Genomic DNA, 20464 nt, shown 5'->3' on the forward strand with positions numbered 1-20464 from the left:
TTCAAACGTGGTCCTCGCGATTAGTCAACGATGTGGTAGCCGCCGTCGACATAGAGGACCTGCCCGGTTATCAGCCGCGCGGCATCGTGAGCGAGGAACGCCGTAGCCGCGCCAACGTCGTCTATATCCACAAGTTCGCGGGCCGGCGACTTGACCTTGGTCCTTTCGAGCAGCGCGTCGAATTCCGGGATTCCTGACGAAGCCCGCGTCGCAAGCGCACCGGGCGAGATGGCGTGGACGCGAATGCCCTTGGGGCCGAGCTCTGCCGCGAGGTAGCGAACCGCACTTTCGAGTGCCGCCTTGGCGACACCCATGATGTTGTAGTTCTCCACCACGACCTGCGAACCGTGATAGGTCATTGTGAAGAGCGTGCCGCCATTCTTCATCAGTGGTTCTGCCAGATGCGCCATGCGAATGAAGGACCAGCAGGATATGTCCATGGTCTTGAGGAAGCCCTCGCGAGGGACGTCAACCACGCGCCCGCCGAGTGTATCCTTCGGCGAGAAGGCGATTGAGTGCACGACGAAGTCCAGCTCTCCCCAAGTCCTCTCAACCTCCTCGAAGACCGCCTCCATCTGACCGGAAACGGCAACGTCGAGCGGCATAAAGATCGGCGCTTCGAGCTCGCGCGCCAAGGGCTCCACATGGGGCTTGGCCTTGTCATTGAGGTAGGTGACGGCGACTTCGGCCCCGAGGGCGCGGAAGGCGCGAGCGCAGCCCCACGCGATCGAACGGTCGTTGGCGATGCCGACGACGAGGCCTTTGCGGCCTTCTAGAAGCTTCGCATTCGCTGCGGGAATGGACATGTCTTGCCTCCGTTGGGTCAGGCTACCGCGGTTTTCAGAAGCGCCAGCGTGTGGCGCGCAATCATCAACTCCTCGTCGGTCGGAAGAACGTAGAGCGCGACACGGCTTGAGGGCGTCGAGATCAGGGTGGCGCCGATGCTGTTGGCGGCCGGGTCGAGTTCGGCCCCCAGCCACGCGATACTCTCCGCAATCCGAGCACGGATCGGGGCGGAGTTCTCGCCGACGCCGGCTGTAAAGACGAAGGCGTCGATGCCGCCAAGTGCGGCCGCAAGCATGCCCGCGTTGAGACCGCAACGATAGACGAAGTGATCGACGGCGAGCTTGGCATGCGGATCGTCGCTGCCAAGAAGGTCGCGCATGTCGTTCGACACGCCCGAAAGCCCCTTGAGCCCAGCCTCGTGGTAGAGCAGGTCCGAGACGGCCCGGGCGCTCATGCCGCGCTGCAGAATGAGATAGAGCACAACGCCCGGATCGAGCTGACCCGGCCTCGTTCCCATCGGCAGACCGTCAAGCGCGGTAAAGCCCATGGTGGTCTCGACGCTGTGACCGTCGCGCAGCGCGCACATCGAGGCACCGCTGCCGAGATGGGCGACGATCACTCTGCCGCGTGCCACCTGTGGCGCCACCGCGCGCAGATGCTCGGCGATGTATTCATAGGAAAGACCGTGGAAGCCGTAGCGCCGCACGCCCTCGTCATAGAAACGGCGCGGCATGGCGTAGCAGTTAACCTCTTGCGGGTGGCCATGATGGAATGCGGTGTCGAAGCAAGCGACTTGTGGCACATCGGGATTGATCGCCATCGCCTGGCGGATAGGCGCAAGGTTGTTGGGTTGGTGCAGCGGCGCAAGATCCTGGTAGCTCGCCAACCTCTCGAGCACACCCGCGTCGATCAGCACAGGCGCCGCAAAGTCGGGGCCGCCGTGCACCACACGGTGTCCGATAGCGCGAAGCTTGAAACCTTCGAGCGTCAGCAGCCAATCCCGAGCAGCAGCAATGGCTGCCGGCAGGTCGCCGACCTTGTCAGCCGGATAGGTCCGGTCAACGAGCACGGCGCCGTCGGCACCCTTCGCTTGAAGCCGGGGGCGCGTACCGATGCCACCGATCTGGCCCTTGATCTGGCGTTCCAGCCCTCCATCGGTGATCCCGAACAATTGGAACTTGAGGCTCGACGAGCCGGCGTTGACGACGAGGAGTGCATCCATGGCTACACCGCCGGAACTTGTGCCGCCCGTCGCCGCGCCGCATAGAGCGAAGCCACGGCGCAGGATGCAAGACGCGTACGGACGGAATCTGCCCGTGAGGTCAAGACGATCGGCACCCGCGCGCCAAGCACGATGCCGGCGGCGTCGGCATGGGACAGGAAGGTAAGGTTTTTCGCGAGCATGTTGCCGGCCTCGAGATCCGGCACCACCAGGATCTGGGCTCTGCCGGCGACCGGCGAGACTATGCCCTTGATGCGCGCTGCTTCCGGATCGATCGCATTGTCGAAGGCGAGCGGGCCGTCGAGCAGGCCGCCGGTGATCTGGCCGCGGTCGGCCATCTTGCAGAGCGCGGCGGCCTCGATCGTCGAAGGGATCTTCGTCGTTACAGTCTCGACCGCCGAAAGGATGGCGACACGCGGCTCGCCGAGACCGATTGTCACCCAGAGGTCGATCGCGTTCTGCACGATATCGCGCTTGGCCTCGAGGTCCGGAAAGATGTTGATGGCAGCGTCGGTGATAAACAGCGTCTCGGCATGGCCCGGCACATCCATGATGAAGACGTGGCTGATCCTTCGGTCGGTCCTGAGCCCGGTCGCGGAGGCGGCAACTTCCTTCATCAGCTCGTCGGTATGCAGGCTTCCTTTCATCAGGAGTTCGCCCCGGCCCTCGCGGATCAGCGCGACGGCCTTGGCGGCCGCAGCATGACTGTGCGGCACATCCACGATCTCGCGCCCGCCGAGGTCGAGGCCGTGTTCGGCCGCGACGGTGCGGATCTTCGCCTGCGGGCCGACGAGAACAGGCGCAATCAGGCCCAACTCGGCAGCCTCCAGCGCACCGCGGAGCGATGTCTCGTCGCAAGGATGCGCCACGATCGTGACAGCCGGCGTTTCGTCCTGCGCGGCTGCGATCAGGCGGTCGTATTTGGACAGTTCAGGCGTCATTGCGCTTGCTTCGGACACGTCGAAAACTCCCTCGTCGATCAGGATACCTTGCGGTTGCGAACGGTCTTGCCTGCAGTGATCGAGACCGGAGGCTCGCTGTCGAGACGAAAGAGCGTCGCCACCCGTTGCAACCGCTCGGCTGCGACAGCCATTACCGCACCGGACGCTTCGAGCACTCCCCGAAGGGCAGCGAAAGCAGATCGGCGCTCTTCAATCGCCTCCGGCAGCAACTTCGGAAGTGCCGCAAGGGCAGCATCCTCGTCGATCAGCAGCATGAAGTATTGCTCGCGCATCACCGCCTTGAACGTAGCAAGGTCCAATTGTTTCGTCTCGCGATGAGCCTGCCGCAGCCGGCGCACGGCCTCGAAGCCGCGCTCGTCGGCGCCGCCGCGCGCCATACCGACGAATATCAGGCATCTGGCGAGACCTTCACAGATACCGCCGTGCGCCATTCGGGATCGAAGTTCTGCGATCCGCGCCTCAACGAGTTCCTGATGCAGAGGGCTTTTTGCCGCCTTGCGCGGCTTTCCGGTGCTCGCGTCGATGCCAAGCGCCGCCTGTAGCGTCGCGGAGCCGTAGATGGCCTGAAAGCTCTGTTCTGAAAGATATTCGGCCGTGCGTCGCCAGGTCTCGAGCCCGTCGACGATCTGTTGCGAAAAGCTCTCCTGCCACGCGACGAAAGGATTTTCCCGGGCTACCGGCTCGCGGGTTTGGCGGACCTGGTCTGCAAGAGCCCTCGCCCAGTTCATGAAGGGATTGTCAGGTCCGAACAGTGCATATTGCAGGCGCAGCGGGTGCAGGTTCCGCATCGCTTCGGCCACGGGCGGCGTCACCGCCGCTTTAACCGCTGGCTGCAGGTAGGTGCGGTAAAGCGCGAGATTGACTTCCGAGAGTTTCGCCGCGGTCGCGAAACGCCGTTCATCCTCGGCGTCGTTGCCACCAAGCGCCCGGATATCGTCAAGCGTGCGCGGCTCGCAGCGCATCAGCCATTCGCCGGAAGCGAACTCCCTGCCTTCGGTGACCTCGCTTGCCGACGTCAGCACGGCTTCGTACAACCCAGGGGGCAAGACATCGATCAGGTCGATGTTGGAAGCGAATTCGTCGTGCTCCTTGCGCGCAACACCGGCCGACACGAAGATGCCGAGATGCCCGATCGTCTCATGGACGGTGTAGACGATGGTTTGGCCATAGGCGCGGATCTCGTCGACGCTGTGATAGAGATCGAGGATCCAGCCGAGTGCCTGCTGCGGCGGCGTAATGTTGTCGCCCTTCGAGCAAAAGACCACGATTGGAGAATGTACGTTGCGCAGGTCGATCGCGGTGCCGTCGGACGTCCGGATCTCGCCGGCCGCAAGCTTGTTGCCGACAAAGAGTTCGTCGACGATGAACTGCATTTCCTCGGCGTTCAGCGTCACATGGCCGCCCCACCAGCGCTCGAAGCCGAGATACCGCGCCGCTTCGGTATCGATCCTCGAATAGAGGTTGTACTGCTTGGTCCAGAGTGTGTTGGCCGGGTTCTGGTTTTCGAAATTTTGCACCAGCCAGGCGCCATCGAAGATACCGGCGCCGAGATCGCCGGTCAGAGCCGTCAACCAGCTGCCGCCGAGAAGTCCGCCGGAATAGCGCATCGGGTTCTGCCCCTTCACGCCGGCCCAATAGGAAAGCGGCGCGCCGGCGATAATGATCGGGCCGAACAGCTCTGGTCTGAGCGCGGCGACGATCATCACTGCCCACCCGGCCTGGCAATTGCCGATCACGCAGGGCTTGCCGTCCGCAGACGGATGGCGCGCAATCACGGTTTCCAGAAATCCGGCCTCGGCAAGAGCAATATCCTCAATGGTCTGACCGGGCATGGGATCTGGAAGAAAGCCGATGAAATAGCAGGGATGGCCAGCCTTCAGCACCACGCCGATTTCGCTATCGGCCTTGAAGCCGCCAATTCCGGGACCGTGGCCGGCACGTGGATCGACGACGACAAAGGGTCGCTTCGACGGGTCAACCGCCACATCTTCGTGCGGAACGATCTTGACCAGTGCATAGTTCACCGGCCGCTCGAGCGTGCGCCCGTCACGGATGAGTTCGACCTCGAATTCCAGCACGTTTGGAGCGGTTTGCGTGCGGTGTTCCTCATATTGGGCGCCGCGCTCACGCATGACATCCAGAAACAGAACAGAACGCTGCCACGCGTCCAACGAATAAGCGTAGGCGTCAGAAAATGTCGGGATGGTTGTCGGCTTCGGCATGATGTCCACTCCTCGGTTTGATTGAGGGTCGGGCCTGTTCCCGAATGATATAGGGCAGTGCAAGCGGTCACGTGTTGATTTACGTCAAGAACGACATGCGTACTGCGGACCGAAACGCCTCATAGAGGCCATAGGCATACATCTGTGGATGAGTTGCCGCGAACTCTTAACCGTTGCCATATGCTTGGCTCGCAACCGGTCAACGGCGTCCACGTCTCATCAGTCGTTTCGGCTTTTCGCACTGCAGCATCATACAGAAACATGCCCTTCACAAGACGACCCTTGAAATTTGGGACGCAGCTTGCCAATTGGGGCGAAACCCAAAGGAGTTCCCACCGCGATGAGCGAAACTGAAATGTCCGTAGAGAAACATGTCTTTGAAGCCGATGTAGCCAGGCTGCTCCATCTCATGGTGCACTCGGTCTATTCCGACAAGAACGTCTTCCTCCGCGAACTGATTTCCAACGCCGCGGACGCCTGCGAAAAGTTGCGTTACGAGGCGATCGTCTCGCCCGAGCTTTTGGCCGGCGACACTACGCCCGGCATCCGGTTGACGCTGGACGAGGAAAACAACCGCCTCGTCGTTGAAGACAACGGCATCGGCATGAGCCGCGACGAACTCGTGGAAGCGCTCGGCACCATTGCCCGCTCCGGCACGCGCGCCTTCATGGAGCGCATCGAGGCGGCTCAGGGCAAGGAAGGCGCGCAGCTCATCGGCCAGTTCGGCGTCGGCTTTTATTCCGCCTTCATGGTCGCCGATAACGTCGATGTCGTCTCGCGCCGCGCCGGATCGGACCACGCCTGGGTCTGGTCGTCAGACGGCAAGGGCAGCTATACGGTGGCAGCCGCCGATCTGGCCGACGCACCGGCACGCGGCACGCGCATCACCCTGCACCTGATGGAAGATGCCAAGACCTACACGTCGCGCTGGACGGTCGAGCGCATCGTCAAGGACCAGTCAGGCCACGTTCCGGTGCCGATCTCGATCGTCGAGAAGCCCGGCGCCGAGCCGGTCGCCGTCGGCGATGGCACGGCGCTCTGGACCAAGCAGAAGAGCGAGATTTCCAAGGAAGACTACGCCGACTTTTATCGTGGCGTTTCCGGCCAGTATGACGATCCCGCGTTGACGGTGCATTTCCGTGCCGAGGGCCGGCACGAATATACCGCACTTGCCTTTGTGCCCGGCTCCAAGCCCTTCGACCTCTTCGATCAGGACCGCAAGGGCCGGATGAAGCTCTACGTCAAGCGCGTCTTCATCACCGATGAGGCCGAATTGCTGCCGCGCTACCTGCGCTTCGTGCGCGGGCTCGTCGACACTTCGGATCTTCCGCTCAACGTTTCGCGCGAGATGATCCAGGAAAGCCCGCTATTGTCGAGTATCCGCAAGGGCCTGACCAACCGCGTCCTGACCGCGATCGAAAAGCTGGCCGAGAGCGACCGCGAAACCTTCGACACGATCTGGGAAAACTTCGGCAGCGTGCTGAAGGAGGGCATTTACGAGGATTTCGAGCGTCGAGCGCAGCTGATTGCGCTTTCCCGCTTCCGCACGACCACCTCAGAAGATGGTCACCGCAGCCTTGCCGACTACGTCAAGGACATGAAGGAAGGCCAGTCCGCGATCTACTACCTGACCGGCGACAACCTCGCCCAGCTCAAGGCATCGCCGCAGCTCGAAGGTTTTCGCGCACGCGGCATCGAGGTGCTGCTGCTCACCGACCCGGTTGACAGCTTCTGGGTGACGTCGGCGCCGGACTTCGAAGGCAAGCCGATGAAGTCTATCACGCAAGGCTCGGCGGATCTCGGCAGCATCGCAAAGCCTGAGGGCAGCACTGACAGCACACCGGAGACAAGCCAGGCGGTCACAGACTTCGTCGCCTTCGCCAAGGAAACGCTCGGCGAAGCCGTGTCCGAGGTCCGCACCTCCGATCGCCTGACGGAAAGTGCCGTCTGCCTGGTGGCGCCCGAACACGGTCCCGATCGCCAGTTGGAAAAGATGCTTCAGGGCGCCGGCCGACTCGATGGCGCGGCCAAGCCGATCCTAGAGATCAACCCCGGTCATGCGCTGATTGCAGCGATCGCCGCCTGCCCGGCGGACGACAGCGCCTTCAGGACCGATGCGGTCCAGCTCTTGCTCGACCAGGCCCGGGTCCTCGATGGCGACAAGCCGCAGGATCCGCGCGCCTTCGCCGAGCGGCTGTCGCGCGTCTTCAACCGGGCGCTCAAGGTTTAGCGCACCGGCCTAAACGCCTGAAATTGTAGAACTGATGGGGTGAGCGGGAGAAATCCCCCTCACCCTTTTTCTTTTTCAGAGACACCCGCCATACCGATCTCGGCCAGCACCTCTGCCGTATGTTCGCCGAGACGCGGAACACCGCGATCGAGCACCAGCGAGGCGTCGGAAAAGCGGATCGGCGTGCGAACACCCGGCGACGTGCCGCCAGCCGCACCGGAGTGCGGCGTATCGATCTTCATCTGCCGGTGCACGATCTGCGGATCGGCAAAAACATCTCCGACCGTGTTGATCGGACCGCCGGGAACGCCTGCCTCTTCCAGCAGCGTCAAAAGCGCATCCCGCTCGAACCTTGCCGTTTCCGCGCAAAGCGCCGGCGTCAGGCTGTCACGATTGTGCACGCGGAGCGCGTTGGTCAGATAGCGCTCGTCTGTCGCCAGATCGCCGCGACCAAGCAGGGTGCAGAACTTGACGAACTGCCGGTCGTTGCCGACGGCGACGATCAGATGCCCGTCGGCCGTCGGAAAGACCTGGTAGGGCGCGATATTGGGATGGGCGTTGCCAAGGCGGCGTGGCGCCTTTCCCGAGACCAGAAAATTGAGCGCCTGATTGGCAAGCACGCCGGTCATGCAGTCGAGCAGCGCCATATCGATCTGCTGCCCCTTGCCGGTGCGCTCGCGCTGCGCCAAAGCCGCCTGGACGGCGATGACGCCGTAGAGCCCGGTGAAGATATCGGCAAAGGCAACGCCGATCTTCTGCGGCTCGCGATCCGGCTCGCCGGTCAGATCCATGATTCCGCTCATGCCCTGAACGATATAGTCGTAGCCGGCGCGATGGGCATAGGGTCCGTCCTGTCCGAAGCCTGTCACCGAGCAGTAGATGAGCCGCGGGTTGACCTTTTTCAGGCTTTCATAGTCGAGGCCGTACTTCTCCAGGCCGCCGACCTTGAAATTCTCGAGCAGCACGTCGGATTGCGCCACGAGCCGGCGCACGGCTTCCTGCCCTTCCTCGGTCGTGAAATCGAGCACAACGGAGCGCTTGCCACGATTACAGGCGTGGAAATAGGCCGCATCGAGCTTGCCTCCGTCCTCGTCTGCGACGAAGGGCGGTCCCCAGGTGCGGGTGTCGTCACCCGCCGGGCTTTCCACCTTGATGACGTCGGCACCGAGATCAGCGAGCGTCTGGCCGATCCAGGGGCCCGCGAGAATGCGGGCGAGTTCTAGAACGCGAATACCCTTCAGTGGCGCTTCCATGATTGGCGGCTCAGAAGAAGGCCTGGAGGCCGGTCTGGGCGCGGCCGAGGATCAGCGCATGTACGTCATGCGTGCCCTCGTACGTGTTGACCGTCTCGAGGTTCACCATGTGGCGCATGACCTGGTATTCCTCGGAGATGCCATTGCCGCCGTGCATGTCGCGGGCCATGCGGGCGATATCGAGCGCCTTGCCGCAATTGTTGCGCTTGACGAGCGAAATCATTTCCGGCGCCATGCGGCCTTCGTCCATCAGCCGGCCGACGCGCAACGATCCCTGAAGGCCGAGCGAGATCTCGGTCTGCATGTCCGCAAGCTTCTTCTGGAAAAGCTGGGTCTGGGCCAGCGGGCGATTGAACTGCTTGCGATCAAGCCCGTACTGGCGCGCCGCATGCCAGCAGAATTCGGCAGCACCGAGAGCACCCCAGGAAATGCCGTAGCGGGCGCGGTTGAGGCAGCCGAACGGGCCCTTCAGCCCCTCGACGTTGGGCAGCATTGCGTCTTCACCGACCTCGACATTGTCCATGACGATTTCGCCGGTGATCGAAGCGCGAAGCGACAGCTTGCCCGCGATCTTCGGCGCCGAAAGGCCTTTCATGCCCTTGTCGAGCACGAAGCCGCGAATGGCATTGCCATGGGCCTCGGACTTTGCCCAGACGACGAAGACGTCGGCGAGCGGCGCATTGGAGATCCACATCTTCGAACCGACGAGGCGGTAGCCGCTCTCCGTCTTGATCGCCCGGGTCTTCATGCCCGCCGGGTCGGAGCCGGCATCCGGCTCGGTCAGGCCGAAGCAGCCGATCCATTCGCCGCTGATCAGCTTCGGCAGATATTTCTGCTTCTGCTCTTCCGAGCCGTAGGCATAGATCGGGTAGATGACCAACGAGGACTGCACACTCATCATCGAGCGGTAGCCCGAATCGACGCGCTCGACTTCGCGGGCAACGAGACCATAGGCGACATAGGAAGCGCCGACGCCACCATAGGTCTCCGAAACGGTGACCCCTAGCAGGCCGAGATCGCCCATCTCCCGGAAGATTTCGGGATCGGTCGATTCCTCGCGATAGGCGGCAATAACCCGCGGCTGCAACCGGTCCTGCGCATAGGCCCGCGCACTATCGCGGATCATACGCTCGTCCTCGGTCAACTGATCTTCGAGGAGGAACGCGTCATCCCATTGAAATTGCGTCTTGCCGGCCATGTCTCTCTCCCATCGGATTTTTCCACTTGCGGTTATGGCAAGCAGAACCAAGGCTTTCAAACGAAATTGAGGCACCGCCTCATGCGTCTGCGGAATGGCCCTCGCCGCATGCTGATCTTAACCTTGTTTAGCGATGCCTGATGGACCAAGACTTATGGTTGCCATATCCTTAATGGGACATTTTATCGGAGTGCTTCCGTCATGGATCGTCGAATCTGCAATGTCCAATTGACACCGCTTATCTGGTTCATCGCGGTGATGGTTGCCGGTCTGATCGCCATTCATTGCTTCGTCATGGTGTGTTGGACGCTGAAGAGTTGCGGCCCCCTCACCACAGCAGTGACGAATTTCGGCCACCTCTTCGATCTCAATCGCGAGCTGAACATTCCAAGCTGGGCAAGCTCGGTCCTGATCGTTTTTGTCGGCGCCGCTTGCATGCTGGTCGGATTGGCCGAACGGCAACAAGGTGGTTCGGCGTGGCCGTGGTGGGGGCTCGGCGTCGTGTTCGCCTACATGTCGCTGGATGAAGCGGCTGAGCTTCACGGGTTGCTCGCCACCGATAAATTGGCATTGCCGGGCATGACTGGCGCCGGATTCGCCTGGATCGTACCGGGGCTTATTCTCGCCGCCGTCGTTGCCCTGGCCTACCTGCGCTGGGTGTTGCGGCAACCCACCGAAATACGCAACCTGTTCTTCATCGCCGGCACCATCTATGTCACGGGCGCTCTCGGCTTCGAAGCACTGGGCGGCCTGCTGGCCGATCCCACCTACTTCAACCCCGCCTATCTGGTGGCCTCGACGATCGAGGAAACGCTTGAGTTTCTCGGCATGCTGATCATGCTTTACGCCGTGCTGCGCCGACTGGACATGTCAGGCCTAGCCTTCGAGTTTGCCACGCCTCGGCCAGGCCAAATCACAGTGGCGAAGAAGGACATTCCGCGGAAAGGCTTCGGCGGAGCGACGACCAACTGAACCTTCCCGACGATAGAAATGGCTATTCCCCCGGTGGCATTCTTGCGCGGCGTCGGGTTCGGCCGGCGTGCGAGTTGCAAATCCGCGACAATATGGCGACAAGGCTAGAGAAGGAACTGCCGCGCAGGCCGTCTGCACGCGCACCGAAATGCCACCGACTTGATAGAGGTCCATCGTAATCCACCCCATGGCCAATGATCGTCTGGAACGCTTCGCCCACAATCTCGACTGGAACCTTCTGCGCACCTTCGTCGTCGTGGTGGAGGAAGGCAGCATCACCGCGGCGGCCAACAGGCTCCTGTTACAGCAGCCGGCCGTCAGCATGGCACTCAAGCGGCTCGAACAGACCGTCGGGCAAAAGCTCATCGACCGTCGCCCTGGCCGCTTCGACCTGACCGATGCCGGCGCCCGGTTGCACGCCCAGTGCCGCGACATCTTCGCGGCCGTCATCCGGCTTCCCAACGTTCTGGAGACCGCAGGAGAAGAGATCACCGGGCATCTCAACATTCATGTCGTCAGCCATGCCCACAACCCGGCCTGGGACCGCAAGCTCGACAGCTTCTTTGCCAAGCATCCGAAGGTGACGATATCGGTGACCGTGGCCACCACTGTCGACGTATTAAGTGCTGTCGAACGCAACATTGCGACGATGGGGCTTTGCGACGGCAACATCCCGGTCTGGCTGAACAAGGCCTTTCACGTCCGCGAGCGCTATGCACTCTACTGTGGCCGCGATCATCCTTTGTTCGGCGTCGAGGGTGTCGATTTCAACGATCTGCGCGGCAATCCCTATATCGCCTTCATCGCCGACGTGCTCGGCGGCCAGCACATGAACTCGGTGACGGCCGTGCGCGCCCTGGGCTCGTTCGGCCAACAGGTTCGCGCCGTTTCCTGCAACGTCGAGGAAGTCATGCGGCTGATCGCGTCCAACATAGGCATCGGCATGCTGCCGGATCATCTGGCAGAGCCCGCAGTCGCCGATGGCCAACTCTGGCAGTTGCCGCCCTATGACAACCTGCCGACGACGGATGTGTTTCGCATCTCCAACCCGAACTCCATCCTCAACCCTGCTGAAGCCGCTTTCCTCGCGCATGTGGCCGACACTGCCCCGCTCGACCACTGCCTTGACCATCATCAATATTGATAATGACATTTCAGGTTATAAATTTGAACGCGTAACATGCTCTGCCTATGGTCCGGCCAAATCAGCAGCGAGGTCGGGACATGCGTGAGTTTGATGTGGCTATCATTGGCGGCGGCATTGCCGGCCTCTCGCTTGCCTATTTCCTGGCACCACACCGCACCGTTGCCATCATCGAGCGGGAGGACGGGCTCGGCTATCACAGCACAGGCCGCTCCGCCGCGGAATTCGTGCTGCGTTACAACGCGCCCGAAGTGTGCAAGCTCGCCGCGATCTCCAAGGCCTTCTTCGACCAGCCTCCAGCAGGCTTTTCAGATGTACCGTTGTTGAAGCAGCGCGGCGGCGTGATGATTGCGAACGCGGAAAAGGCGGCGCGGCTGGAGACCGTGTTCGCCGAAGAGCGCGTGGCCAATGCCGACCTCAAGAGACTGACCGTCGACGAAGCGGTTGCGCTCGTACCGATCCTACGACGCGAGTATGTCGCCGGCGCCTTCTACGATCCCAATTTCTGGGACATAGAGGTGGAGAACCTCATGCAAGGCTACCTGCGCGGCGCCCGGCGCCATGGCGCCGAGGTGATCGAGCGCAGTGACATCATAGCCCCGCGCCGTGACGCCGACGGCTGGGTGCTCTCGACAAGTGCAGGCGAGATCAGAGCGCAGGTCATCGTCAATGCCGCCGGCGGCTGGGCGGATCCTGTTGCCAGTCTCTTCGGCGTGGATCCGGTCAGCATCGTACCGCATCGCCGCACCGCGATCACCGTGGACCTCCCCGCAGAGATCGACGCTCTGACCCTGCCCGAGATCAACGAGATCGACGAAGACTTCTACATGAAGCCCGAAGGCGGACGGCTGCTTGCCTCCCCAGCCGATGCCACCCCCTGCGAGCCGACCGACGTCCAGCCTGAAGAAATCGATGTCGCCTGGGCCGCCCATTATGTGGAGGAGGCAACGACCGTGCCCGTCCGCCGCATCTTCAAGAGCTGGGCGGGCTTGCGTAGCTTTTCGCCCGACAGGCTTCCGGTGATCGGGTATGCGAAGGATAGGCCGGATTTCTTCTGGCTCGCCGGCCAGGGCGGCTACGGCATTCTGACCTCACCGGCATTGGGCGCACTCGCCGCCAATCTGCTGATCGGCGGCCCCGCGCCCGAGAGCTTCGCCGCCAACGGCCTTGATGCCACCATCTTCGGCCCGGAACGCTTCCAGCGATAGCAACGGGTCTCCGCGTCCCAGTGAATGTGTCACATTTTGTTAACGATGTCCCTGAGGGTGTGAACTGTAACACAAACGACAAGAAACTGACATTTCGCTTTCATGAAGCGCCGATATGGCAGGTGTCATACCGATGACCGGTCTCCCCGAAAGAGGACCTGCTAGAAATGTTTCAGTTGAAGAACGTAACCCGCCAGTTCGGCAAGAAGACAGCCGTGAGCTCGGTTACCTTCGACATACCCCAGGGCCAGATGGTCGGCGTGATCGGCCGCTCCGGCGCTGGCAAGTCGACGCTGCTGCGCATGATCAACCGCCTGGTCGACCTGTCGTCCGGCTCGATCGAGTTCGCCGGCACGGAAGTCTCGTCACTGCGTGGCGCCGCCCTTCGCAACTGGCAGCGCGACTGCGCGATGATCTTCCAGCAGTTCAACCTGGTGCCGCGTCTTGATGTTCTGACCAATGTGCTGCTCGGACGCCTCAACCACCGTTCGACGGTGCTCAGCATTCTAAACATGTTTACCCGCGAGGAGCGGATCATGGCCATCGGCGCACTCGAGCGCCTCGGCATCGAGCAGACGGCGCTGCAGGCAGCCGGCACACTTTCCGGTGGCCAGCAGCAGCGCGTGGCGATTGCCCGTGCTCTGATGCAGCAGCCGAAGGTGTTGCTCGCTGACGAGCCGATCGCCTCGCTCGACCCGCTCAACGCCAAGATCGTCATGGATGCGCTGCGCGATATCAACGAGCGCGACGGCATCACCGTGATCACCAACCTGCACACGCTCGATACCGCGCGCAATTACTGCGAACGCATCATCGGCATGGCCCATGGCCGCGTCGTCTTCGACGGTCAACCGAAGGATCTGACGGCGGCCGCCGTCGCCGAGATCTACGGCGCCGACACGGGCATCGAGGAATCGATGACCTCGACAAGCATCAACATTCCCGCGGCCATTCCGCAGGAACAAACGGCATCTGCCGGCCTCCAGCCGCTGGCACTGGCCGGCATCTGACGCCCGCCAGGATCGAAGGCCCACGTCACGGGCACCTCTTTGAAACCGAATATCATCCGGCACAGCCGGAGAAACGGGAGAACCTTATGCTGAAGAAAGCTCTTCTGGGCACTGTTGCCCTGCTCGCCCTCCTCGGCCACGCCCAGGCCGAAGACCTCAAGGAATTCCGCGTCGGCATCATCGGCGGCGAAAACGAAGCCGACCGCCTGCGCAACTTCCAGTGCATCGTCGACAAGCTGCCCGCCGCCATCGGCGTCGAAAAGGTCTCGCTGTTCCCGGCCGCCGATTATGACGGCGTCATCCAGGGCCTGCTCGGCGGCACGCTCGACTACGCCGAACTCGGGGCATCCGGCTTTGCCAAGATCTACCTCGCCAAGGCTGACGCGGTCGAGCCGATCCTGACGACCGTCCAGACCGACGGTTCGACCGGCTACCACTCGATCATGGTCGCCCGCAAGGATTCGGGCATCACCAAGCTCGAAGACCTGAAGGGCAAGAAGCTCGGCTTCGCCGATCCGGACTCGACCTCGGGCTACCTCGTCCCGCTCGTCACGCTGCCGGAATCGATCGGTGCGCCGGTCAAGGAATTTTTCGGTGAAACCGGCTTCGGCGGCGGTCACGAAAACCTTGTTCTCGAAGTCGTCAAGGGCACCTTCGATGCCGGCACGACCTTCGGCTCTGGCGTCGGCGAATTCAAGGACGGCTACACCTCGGGCAACCTGAAGAAGATGGTCGACAAGGGCATCCTCGACATGAACGACCTGGTCGAACTCTGGAAGTCGCCGCTGATCCCGAACGGCCCGATCGTCGTCCGCTCGACCATGAACGACGACATGAAGGCTAAGTTCAAGCAGTTCATGCTCGACCTGCCGAAGACCGATGCCGCCTGCTTCTCCGCCATCCAGGGCGGCGATTTCACCGGCTTCACCGAAGTCAACGCCGACTTCTACAAGCCGATCATCGACGCCCGCAAGGCGACGATCGGCGGCTGATCTTCCCGATCCTTCAAGGACGCTGGCCGCCAAAACGGCCAGCGTTCGCCTTTTTGCTAGGGCGCCTGGCGCGCCTGTCGACAGAGGCCGGCACTGCCGGAACATTCATGGCAACTTCCATGCTCCCGAAGCATCTGAGTGACAACGGCGCGCTTGTGGAGCGTCACTGGCAGGAGCTGAATTCCCGCCGCCGGCTCTACTCCTGGCTCGGCTTCGCCGTGCTCATGCTCGCCCTTTCCGGCTCGCTCTGGTTTGCCAACGATTCCAATGCCGGCAAATTCTTCGACCGGCTGCCGCACTTCTTCGATTTCGTCGGCGATCTCGCGCCCCGAGACGGCCTGGAAATCTTCCGCGCCATGTTCGACCTGCCTTCGCCCTATGACGACGGCAGCTTCAAATACAATTACCCCGAAGGTCGGCTGTACCTGACCGAGAGCTTCTACATTCCCGAATACGTGCACAAGATGCTGGAGACCGTGAACATCGCGATCTTCTCCACCGTCATCGGCACGTTCTTCGGCTTCATCTTCTGTTTCCTCGCCGCCCGCAACCTAATGCCCAATCCGTGGATCCGCGGATTTGTGCGGCGGCTGATGGAAATCCTGCGCGCATTTCCCGAGGTGGTCATCGCCGGCTTCTTCCTGGCGATCCTCTCGCTCGGCCCGATCCCGGCGATCGCCGCCGTCTCGATCCACACCATCGGCGCACTCGGCAAGCTGTTTTTCGAGGTGGTCGAGAATGCCGACATGAAACCGGACGAGGGACTGCGCGCTGCCGGCGGCAACTGGATCGAGCGGGTCTGGTTCGGCATGGTTCCGCAGGTCCTACCCAATTTTGCCAGCTATTTCCTGCTGCGCCTTGAGATCAACGTGCGCGCCTCGACCATCATCGGCGCGGTCGGCGGCGGCGGCATCGGCGAGTTGCTGCGCCTGTCCATCGGCCAGGGCCATCAGGCCAAGACACTGGCGATCGTCATCCTCCTGTTTGCGACCATCTTTGCCGTCGACCAGTTTTCCGCATGGCTGCGCCGTCGCCTCGTTGGCGACCAGGCCTTCCAGCTTGCCCAGTAGGTGCCTATCATGACCTCCGCCAACAGACTAAGCCCGCTCGAAATGGATGCGATCGCATCGCGTCACCCGCATCTGCTGCAGGGCTCCTCGAACAAGCGTCTGCGCACGATCCTCATCAGTGCCGGCCTCGTCGTCTACCTCATCTTCAGCTGGTGGTTCTTTTCGATAGGACATGTTCTGGGCAACGCCAACTGGGGCATTGCTGGAACGTATCTTGCCGATTGGGTCTCCTATGAGGTCCGCCCCGAACTCAAGATCGCCCGCGACAAGACGATGACGATCGACTATCAGCGCAACTCGCCGCTCGGGCCCAATCCCAATCCTTCATGGGTCGAACTCGACAAGGAGACCGTGACCCGGACCGTCGAGATTCCCGCGTCCACGACACCGGCGGCGAAGCCGAAGGCAAGCTCGTCGTTCAGCTTCATGACGCCCGGTTCAGCACTGGGGAGCACTGATGCGACCAGTGCGCAAAGCCGGACCGAAACCCGCACCGAAGAGGTTATTACACGGGCAGTCGTTACCCTGAACCGCTCCACGAAGATCGAAGTCGCCGACGGGCTGGTGAAGGCTACTCATCGCGGCGAGACGCTGACCATGACCGTTGATGGCCAGGACACGGTCACGCCCCAAGGAACCCTGCCTGCCTGGGCCACACAGAAACGCCCGGGTGAGAAAATCACGCTTGCCTTCGGTGCGACGGGTTGGGCGGAAGTCGAAGGTGACGACGTCTCGGTGCGCAACCGCTTCTTCGGCTGGGCCAATTTCTTCTTCGACACCAACTCGCCATTCTTCGGCAAGAGCTATGGCGAGGTGCTTTCGCTGATCACCAGCGGCGAGCGCATCGATCCGGCGCGGTCGAACCTCGCACTCGCCTGGAACAACATTCTCTATAACGCAGAATGGCAGCATCTGGATGTCTGGACCAAGCTGCTGCAGACGGTGGTCATGGCCTTCGTCGGCACGCTGTTCGCCTCGCTCGTCGCGTTCCCGCTCTGCTTCCTGGCAGCCCGCAACATCACCCCGAATTTCCTCACCAATCAGGTCATCAAGCGCTTCTTCGACTTCCTGCGCTCGGTGGACATGTTCATCTGGGCCTTGTTCTTCACCCGCGCCTTCGGCCCGGGACCGCTTGCCGGCATGTCGGCGATCTTCTTCACCGACACTGGCACGCTCGGCAAGCTCTATTCCGAGGCGCTGGAGAACATCGACGACAAGCAGCGCGAAGGCGTGAAATCTGTCGGTGCCACGCCGCTTGCCGTGCAGCGCTTCGGCGTGTTGCCGCAGGTGCTGCCGGTCTTCGCAAGCCAGGCGCTCTACTTCTGGGAATCCAACACGCGCTCGGCAACCATCATCGGCGCTGTCGGTGCCGGCGGCATCGGCCTGAAACTCTGGGAAGCGATGCGCACCAACTCCGACTGGGAAAATGTCGCCTATATGGTGCTTCTGATCTTGCTGGTTGTGTTTATTTTCGACAGCATCTCGAATGCCCTGCGCTCGCGGCTGATCGGACAGAAAGCGCATTGACGAGATAAGCGTTTTGCAGCCTTGCCATCATGATGTTGTCATGGAAATCGGCTAGCTGCGCATCGCGTCCCGCGAACAATCGACCCGCCGTCCCGGCGGGCCGGTCGATACAAGAAAGTGAAGACCGTGCGTTATGCAATCTACTTCGCGCCGCCGGCGGATGACCGGCTGACGCAAACGGCGGGCCGTTGGCTCGGCCGCGACGCCTTTACCGGCGAGACCAGTGAATTTCCGGCACTGGCCGGTCTCGACGCCGACACGCGGCATACTTTGACCGCCGACCCCCGACGCTATGGTTTTCATGGTACCCTCAAGGCTCCCTTCGCCCTTGCCGAGGGCCGCAGCGAAGACGAACTGGTCGCAGCCTTCGAAGCGTTTGCTGCAGGTCTCGAACCTTTCGAGATACCGGAATTGACGCTACACCAGCTCGGCCCCTTCTTTGCGCTCGTCTCCGCGACTCATTGCGGGCCGCTGCAGGATCTGGCGGCTCAAGCCGTGCGCGATTTCGAGCCGTTCCGCGCACCTCTGTCGGAGGCGGACATGGCAAGGCGCAATCCGGACAAACTGCCGGAGCGACAGCGAGAATACTTGAGAAAATGGGGGTATCCCTATGTTTTCGAGGAATTCCAGTTTCACCTGACGCTGACCGGGCCCGTCCCTGCCGAGACAGCAAAAACCATGCGGGCCGTGCTTGAGGGCATATTTTCCGAACATATCGGCAAGCCGCTTGACGTTGCGTCAGTTGCGCTCTTCGTCGAGCCGCATCATGGCGCACCGTTCCTGGTCCATTCCCTGCTGCCACTGGGCAGCGCGACACAACGAAAGATCGCATGAGATGAGCAAAGAACAGGTTCTGACCAACGCCCGCATCGTTCTCGAGGACAGCATCATCGACGGTTCGGTGCTGATCCGCGACGGCAAGATCGCCGATATCTCCAAGGGCACGACCACCACAGGCGAAGATTTCGAAGGCGACTATCTGCTCCCTGGTCTCGTCGAACTGCACACCGATCATCTCGAGGCGCATTATTCGCCGCGCCCGGGCGTTCGCTGGCTGAAGATCGCTGCGATCCAGGCCCATGATGCACAGGTCGTAACCTCGGGCATCACCACCGTGTTCGATTGCCTGCGCCTCGGTTCAGACGAAGACGGTGGTTTCCATAAGGGCGAGATGCGCAGCATGGCCGACGCGCTGGCGCAAGCCCAGCAGGAGGGCCGCCTGCGCGCCGACCACCTGATCCACCTGCGCTGCGAGGTTTCAACTTCGGACGTGCTCGATCACTACGAAGACTTCGAGAACGACCCGCAGGTCAAGCTCGTTTCGCTGATGGACCACGCGCCGGGACAGCGCCAGTTTCAGACAATGGACCAGTACACGCTCTATTACAAATCCAAGCGCGGCCTGTCGGACGCCGAATTCGAAAAGTTCGTCGAACGCCAACAGGCGCTTTCAGCCAAATATGCCGGCCCGCATCGCGATGCCCTTGCCAAGGCCTGCGCCGAGCGCGGCATCACCATCGCCAGCCATGACGACGCCACGATCGCCCATGTCGACGAATCGATCGGCTATGGCATCAAGCTCGCCGAATTCCCGACGAGTTTCGAAGCAGCCGAAGCCTCCCATCGCGCCGGACTCAGCGTCCTGATGGGTGCACCCAATATCGTGCGCGGCAAGTCGCATTCGGGCAATATCGCCGCCCGCGATCTGGCGGACCGTGGCGTGCTCGATGTGCTTTCGTCGGACTATGTGCCCTTCAGCCTGATCCACGCGCCGTTCGTGCTGGCTGACGAACTTGAGGCCATCGACTTGCCGAAGGCGATTGCCATGGTCAGTGCGACGCCCGCACGCACCGTCGGCCTTGATGATCGCGGTCGCATCGCCGTCGGCCTACGCGCCGACATCTCGCGGGTGCATCGACAGGAAGGCATTCCGGTTGTGCGCTCGGTCTGGCGTGAAGGTCGCCGCGTAGCATGAGCACGTTCGAAACCAGGCGCGGCGCACTCGTCGTCGTGGTCGGCCCGAGCGGCGCCGGCAAGGATAGTGTCATGGGCTTTGCCGCCCGGCATTTTTCCGATTGCGCCGACATTCACTTCGTTCGCCGCGTGATCACGCGGCCGTCCGACGCCGGCGGCGAGGTGCATGAAAGCGTTTCGATTGCCGAATTCGCCGACATGGAGCAGGCAGGCGCCTTCGCCGTGTCTTGGGACGCGCACGGCCTGAAATACGGCATTCCCGAGGACGTTCGCCGCAACGTCGAAAGCGGCACCACGGCCATCGTCAACGGCAGCCGCAGTGCGCTTCCCGCGTTTCGGGCCGCCTTCGGCGACATCGCCATCGCGGTCATCACGGCCGAACCCACCGTGCTGGCCAAGCGTCTTGCCGAGCGCGGACGCGAAAGCGAGGAAGATGTGCTGCGCCGGCTTTCCCGTCAGGTGCCGGATGTCACAACTGGGCCGGATGTCACCCTGATCGATAACAGCGGTCGCCTGGAAATTGCCGGACGTCACTTCGTAGACCTCGTCGAGCACCTTCGCATGAAGGCCGCTCATCCGGCCTGAGGGACGTGTTTTTCAGACGTCATTTTTTGAGACCCCGGAGCAGACGTTCCGGGGTCTTTTGCATTTGCGGCCAACCTCATGACGGCAATACTTCGCCGCCGGCTATATC

At 62.0% G+C, this 20464-nt stretch carries 17 protein-coding genes; 11 read left to right on the plus strand and 6 right to left on the minus strand.

From position 1 onward, the window contains the following. Positions 1 to 20 precede the first annotated feature (20 nt). The 4 genes from fabI to HT585_RS26175 are packed head-to-tail and all read right to left on the minus strand — an operon-like array spanning position 21 to position 5192. Positions 21 to 806 (minus strand): enoyl-ACP reductase FabI, encoded by a 786-nt coding sequence (fabI, locus tag HT585_RS26160; RefSeq protein ID WP_176355730.1) that lies wholly within the window; start codon positions 804 to 806, stop codon positions 21 to 23. 17 nt (positions 807 to 823) lie between these two features. Next, the gene (locus HT585_RS26165) at positions 824 to 2008 is read right to left on the minus strand and encodes an acetate/propionate family kinase (protein ID WP_176355731.1); all 1185 of its coding nucleotides are present in this window, start codon (positions 2006 to 2008) and stop codon (positions 824 to 826) included. 2 nt (positions 2009 to 2010) lie between these two features. Next, entirely contained in the window at positions 2011 to 2949 is a 939-nt protein-coding gene (locus HT585_RS26170) for a phosphate acetyltransferase (RefSeq protein ID WP_210270578.1), read from the minus strand. Positions 2950 to 2987: 38 nt separating this feature from the next. Further along, the gene (locus HT585_RS26175; protein ID WP_176355733.1) at positions 2988 to 5192 is read right to left on the minus strand and encodes a DUF3141 domain-containing protein; all 2205 of its coding nucleotides are present in this window, start codon (positions 5190 to 5192) and stop codon (positions 2988 to 2990) included. Between the two features lie 340 nt (positions 5193 to 5532). On the opposite strand from HT585_RS26175, the gene htpG reads away from it, so the two are divergent. After that, positions 5533 to 7422: a molecular chaperone HtpG gene (htpG, locus tag HT585_RS26180; RefSeq protein ID WP_176355734.1), complete on the plus strand. Its 1890-nt coding sequence runs from the start codon at positions 5533 to 5535 to the stop codon at positions 7420 to 7422. 59 nt (positions 7423 to 7481) lie between these two features. Here the strand turns inward: htpG and HT585_RS26185 are convergent, their stop codons facing one another. Then, positions 7482 to 8675, minus strand: coding sequence for a CaiB/BaiF CoA transferase family protein (locus HT585_RS26185; protein ID WP_176355735.1), 1194 nt, complete (start codon positions 8673 to 8675; stop codon positions 7482 to 7484). 10 nt (positions 8676 to 8685) lie between these two features. Then, positions 8686 to 9873: an acyl-CoA dehydrogenase gene (locus HT585_RS26190; protein ID WP_176355736.1), complete on the minus strand. Its 1188-nt coding sequence runs from the start codon at positions 9871 to 9873 to the stop codon at positions 8686 to 8688. 258 nt (positions 9874 to 10131) lie between these two features. On the opposite strand from HT585_RS26190, the gene HT585_RS26195 reads away from it, so the two are divergent. The 10 genes from HT585_RS26195 (at position 10132) to phnN (ending at position 20355) form a co-directional block, all read left to right on the plus strand. Then, a complete protein-coding gene (locus HT585_RS26195; protein WP_176355737.1) occupies positions 10132 to 10845 on the plus strand; it encodes a hypothetical protein in 714 nt (237 codons plus the stop codon). A 187-nt stretch (positions 10846 to 11032) separates the two neighbouring features. Continuing rightward, on the plus strand, positions 11033 to 11989 hold the full coding sequence (locus HT585_RS26200; RefSeq protein ID WP_176355738.1) for a LysR family transcriptional regulator: 957 nt from the start codon (positions 11033 to 11035) through the stop codon (positions 11987 to 11989). 80 nt (positions 11990 to 12069) lie between these two features. Further along, on the plus strand, positions 12070 to 13197 hold the full coding sequence (locus HT585_RS26205) for an NAD(P)/FAD-dependent oxidoreductase (protein WP_176355739.1): 1128 nt from the start codon (positions 12070 to 12072) through the stop codon (positions 13195 to 13197). Between the two features lie 167 nt (positions 13198 to 13364). Beyond that, positions 13365 to 14207, plus strand: a complete 843-nt coding sequence (phnC, locus tag HT585_RS26210; RefSeq protein WP_025428674.1) for a phosphonate ABC transporter ATP-binding protein — start codon at positions 13365 to 13367, stop codon at positions 14205 to 14207. Positions 14208 to 14293: 86 nt separating this feature from the next. Further along, the gene (gene phnD, locus HT585_RS26215) at positions 14294 to 15199 is read left to right on the plus strand and encodes a phosphonate ABC transporter substrate-binding protein (RefSeq protein ID WP_176355740.1); all 906 of its coding nucleotides are present in this window, start codon (positions 14294 to 14296) and stop codon (positions 15197 to 15199) included. A gap of 107 nt (positions 15200 to 15306) precedes the next feature. Beyond that, entirely contained in the window at positions 15307 to 16269 is a 963-nt protein-coding gene (gene phnE / locus HT585_RS26220) for a phosphonate ABC transporter, permease protein PhnE (protein WP_173422987.1), read from the plus strand. A gap of 9 nt (positions 16270 to 16278) precedes the next feature. Next, positions 16279 to 17796, plus strand: a complete 1518-nt coding sequence (gene phnE / locus HT585_RS26225) for a phosphonate ABC transporter, permease protein PhnE (protein ID WP_176355741.1) — start codon at positions 16279 to 16281, stop codon at positions 17794 to 17796. 126 nt (positions 17797 to 17922) lie between these two features. Then, positions 17923 to 18630 (plus strand): DUF1045 domain-containing protein, encoded by a 708-nt coding sequence (locus tag HT585_RS26230; protein WP_176355742.1) that lies wholly within the window; start codon positions 17923 to 17925, stop codon positions 18628 to 18630. Position 18631: 1 nt separating this feature from the next. Continuing rightward, positions 18632 to 19771 (plus strand): alpha-D-ribose 1-methylphosphonate 5-triphosphate diphosphatase, encoded by a 1140-nt coding sequence (locus HT585_RS26235; protein ID WP_176355743.1) that lies wholly within the window; start codon positions 18632 to 18634, stop codon positions 19769 to 19771. Beyond that, positions 19768 to 20355, plus strand: coding sequence for a phosphonate metabolism protein/1,5-bisphosphokinase (PRPP-forming) PhnN (phnN, locus tag HT585_RS26240; protein ID WP_176355744.1), 588 nt, complete (start codon positions 19768 to 19770; stop codon positions 20353 to 20355). Before HT585_RS26235 ends, phnN begins: the two co-directional genes overlap by 4 nt. Positions 20356 to 20464: the final 109 nt, after the last annotated feature.

Source organism: Ensifer oleiphilus (genome assembly GCF_013371465.1).
GTDB lineage: Bacteria > Pseudomonadota > Alphaproteobacteria > Rhizobiales > Rhizobiaceae > Ensifer > Ensifer oleiphilus.

Coding starts and splice junctions, on each gene's coding strand:
- fabI (WP_176355730.1), bottom strand. CDS start 806: ATGTCCATTCCCGCAGCGAATGCGAAGCTTCTAGAAGGCCGCAAAGGC.
- HT585_RS26165 (WP_176355731.1), bottom strand. CDS start 2,008: ATGGATGCACTCCTCGTCGTCAACGCCGGCTCGTCGAGCCTCAAGTTC.
- HT585_RS26170 (WP_210270578.1), bottom strand. CDS start 2,949: ATGACGCCTGAACTGTCCAAATACGACCGCCTGATCGCAGCCGCGCAG.
- HT585_RS26175 (WP_176355733.1), bottom strand. CDS start 5,192: ATGCCGAAGCCGACAACCATCCCGACATTTTCTGACGCCTACGCTTAT.
- htpG (WP_176355734.1), top strand. CDS start 5,533: ATGAGCGAAACTGAAATGTCCGTAGAGAAACATGTCTTTGAAGCCGAT.
- HT585_RS26185 (WP_176355735.1), bottom strand. CDS start 8,675: ATGGAAGCGCCACTGAAGGGTATTCGCGTTCTAGAACTCGCCCGCATT.
- HT585_RS26190 (WP_176355736.1), bottom strand. CDS start 9,873: ATGGCCGGCAAGACGCAATTTCAATGGGATGACGCGTTCCTCCTCGAA.
- HT585_RS26195 (WP_176355737.1), top strand. CDS start 10,132: ATGGTTGCCGGTCTGATCGCCATTCATTGCTTCGTCATGGTGTGTTGG.
- HT585_RS26200 (WP_176355738.1), top strand. CDS start 11,033: ATGGCCAATGATCGTCTGGAACGCTTCGCCCACAATCTCGACTGGAAC.
- HT585_RS26205 (WP_176355739.1), top strand. CDS start 12,070: ATGCGTGAGTTTGATGTGGCTATCATTGGCGGCGGCATTGCCGGCCTC.
- phnC (WP_025428674.1), top strand. CDS start 13,365: ATGTTTCAGTTGAAGAACGTAACCCGCCAGTTCGGCAAGAAGACAGCC.
- phnD (WP_176355740.1), top strand. CDS start 14,294: ATGCTGAAGAAAGCTCTTCTGGGCACTGTTGCCCTGCTCGCCCTCCTC.
- phnE (WP_173422987.1), top strand. CDS start 15,307: ATGGCAACTTCCATGCTCCCGAAGCATCTGAGTGACAACGGCGCGCTT.
- phnE (WP_176355741.1), top strand. CDS start 16,279: ATGACCTCCGCCAACAGACTAAGCCCGCTCGAAATGGATGCGATCGCA.
- HT585_RS26235 (WP_176355743.1), top strand. CDS start 18,632: ATGAGCAAAGAACAGGTTCTGACCAACGCCCGCATCGTTCTCGAGGAC.
- phnN (WP_176355744.1), top strand. CDS start 19,768: ATGAGCACGTTCGAAACCAGGCGCGGCGCACTCGTCGTCGTGGTCGGC.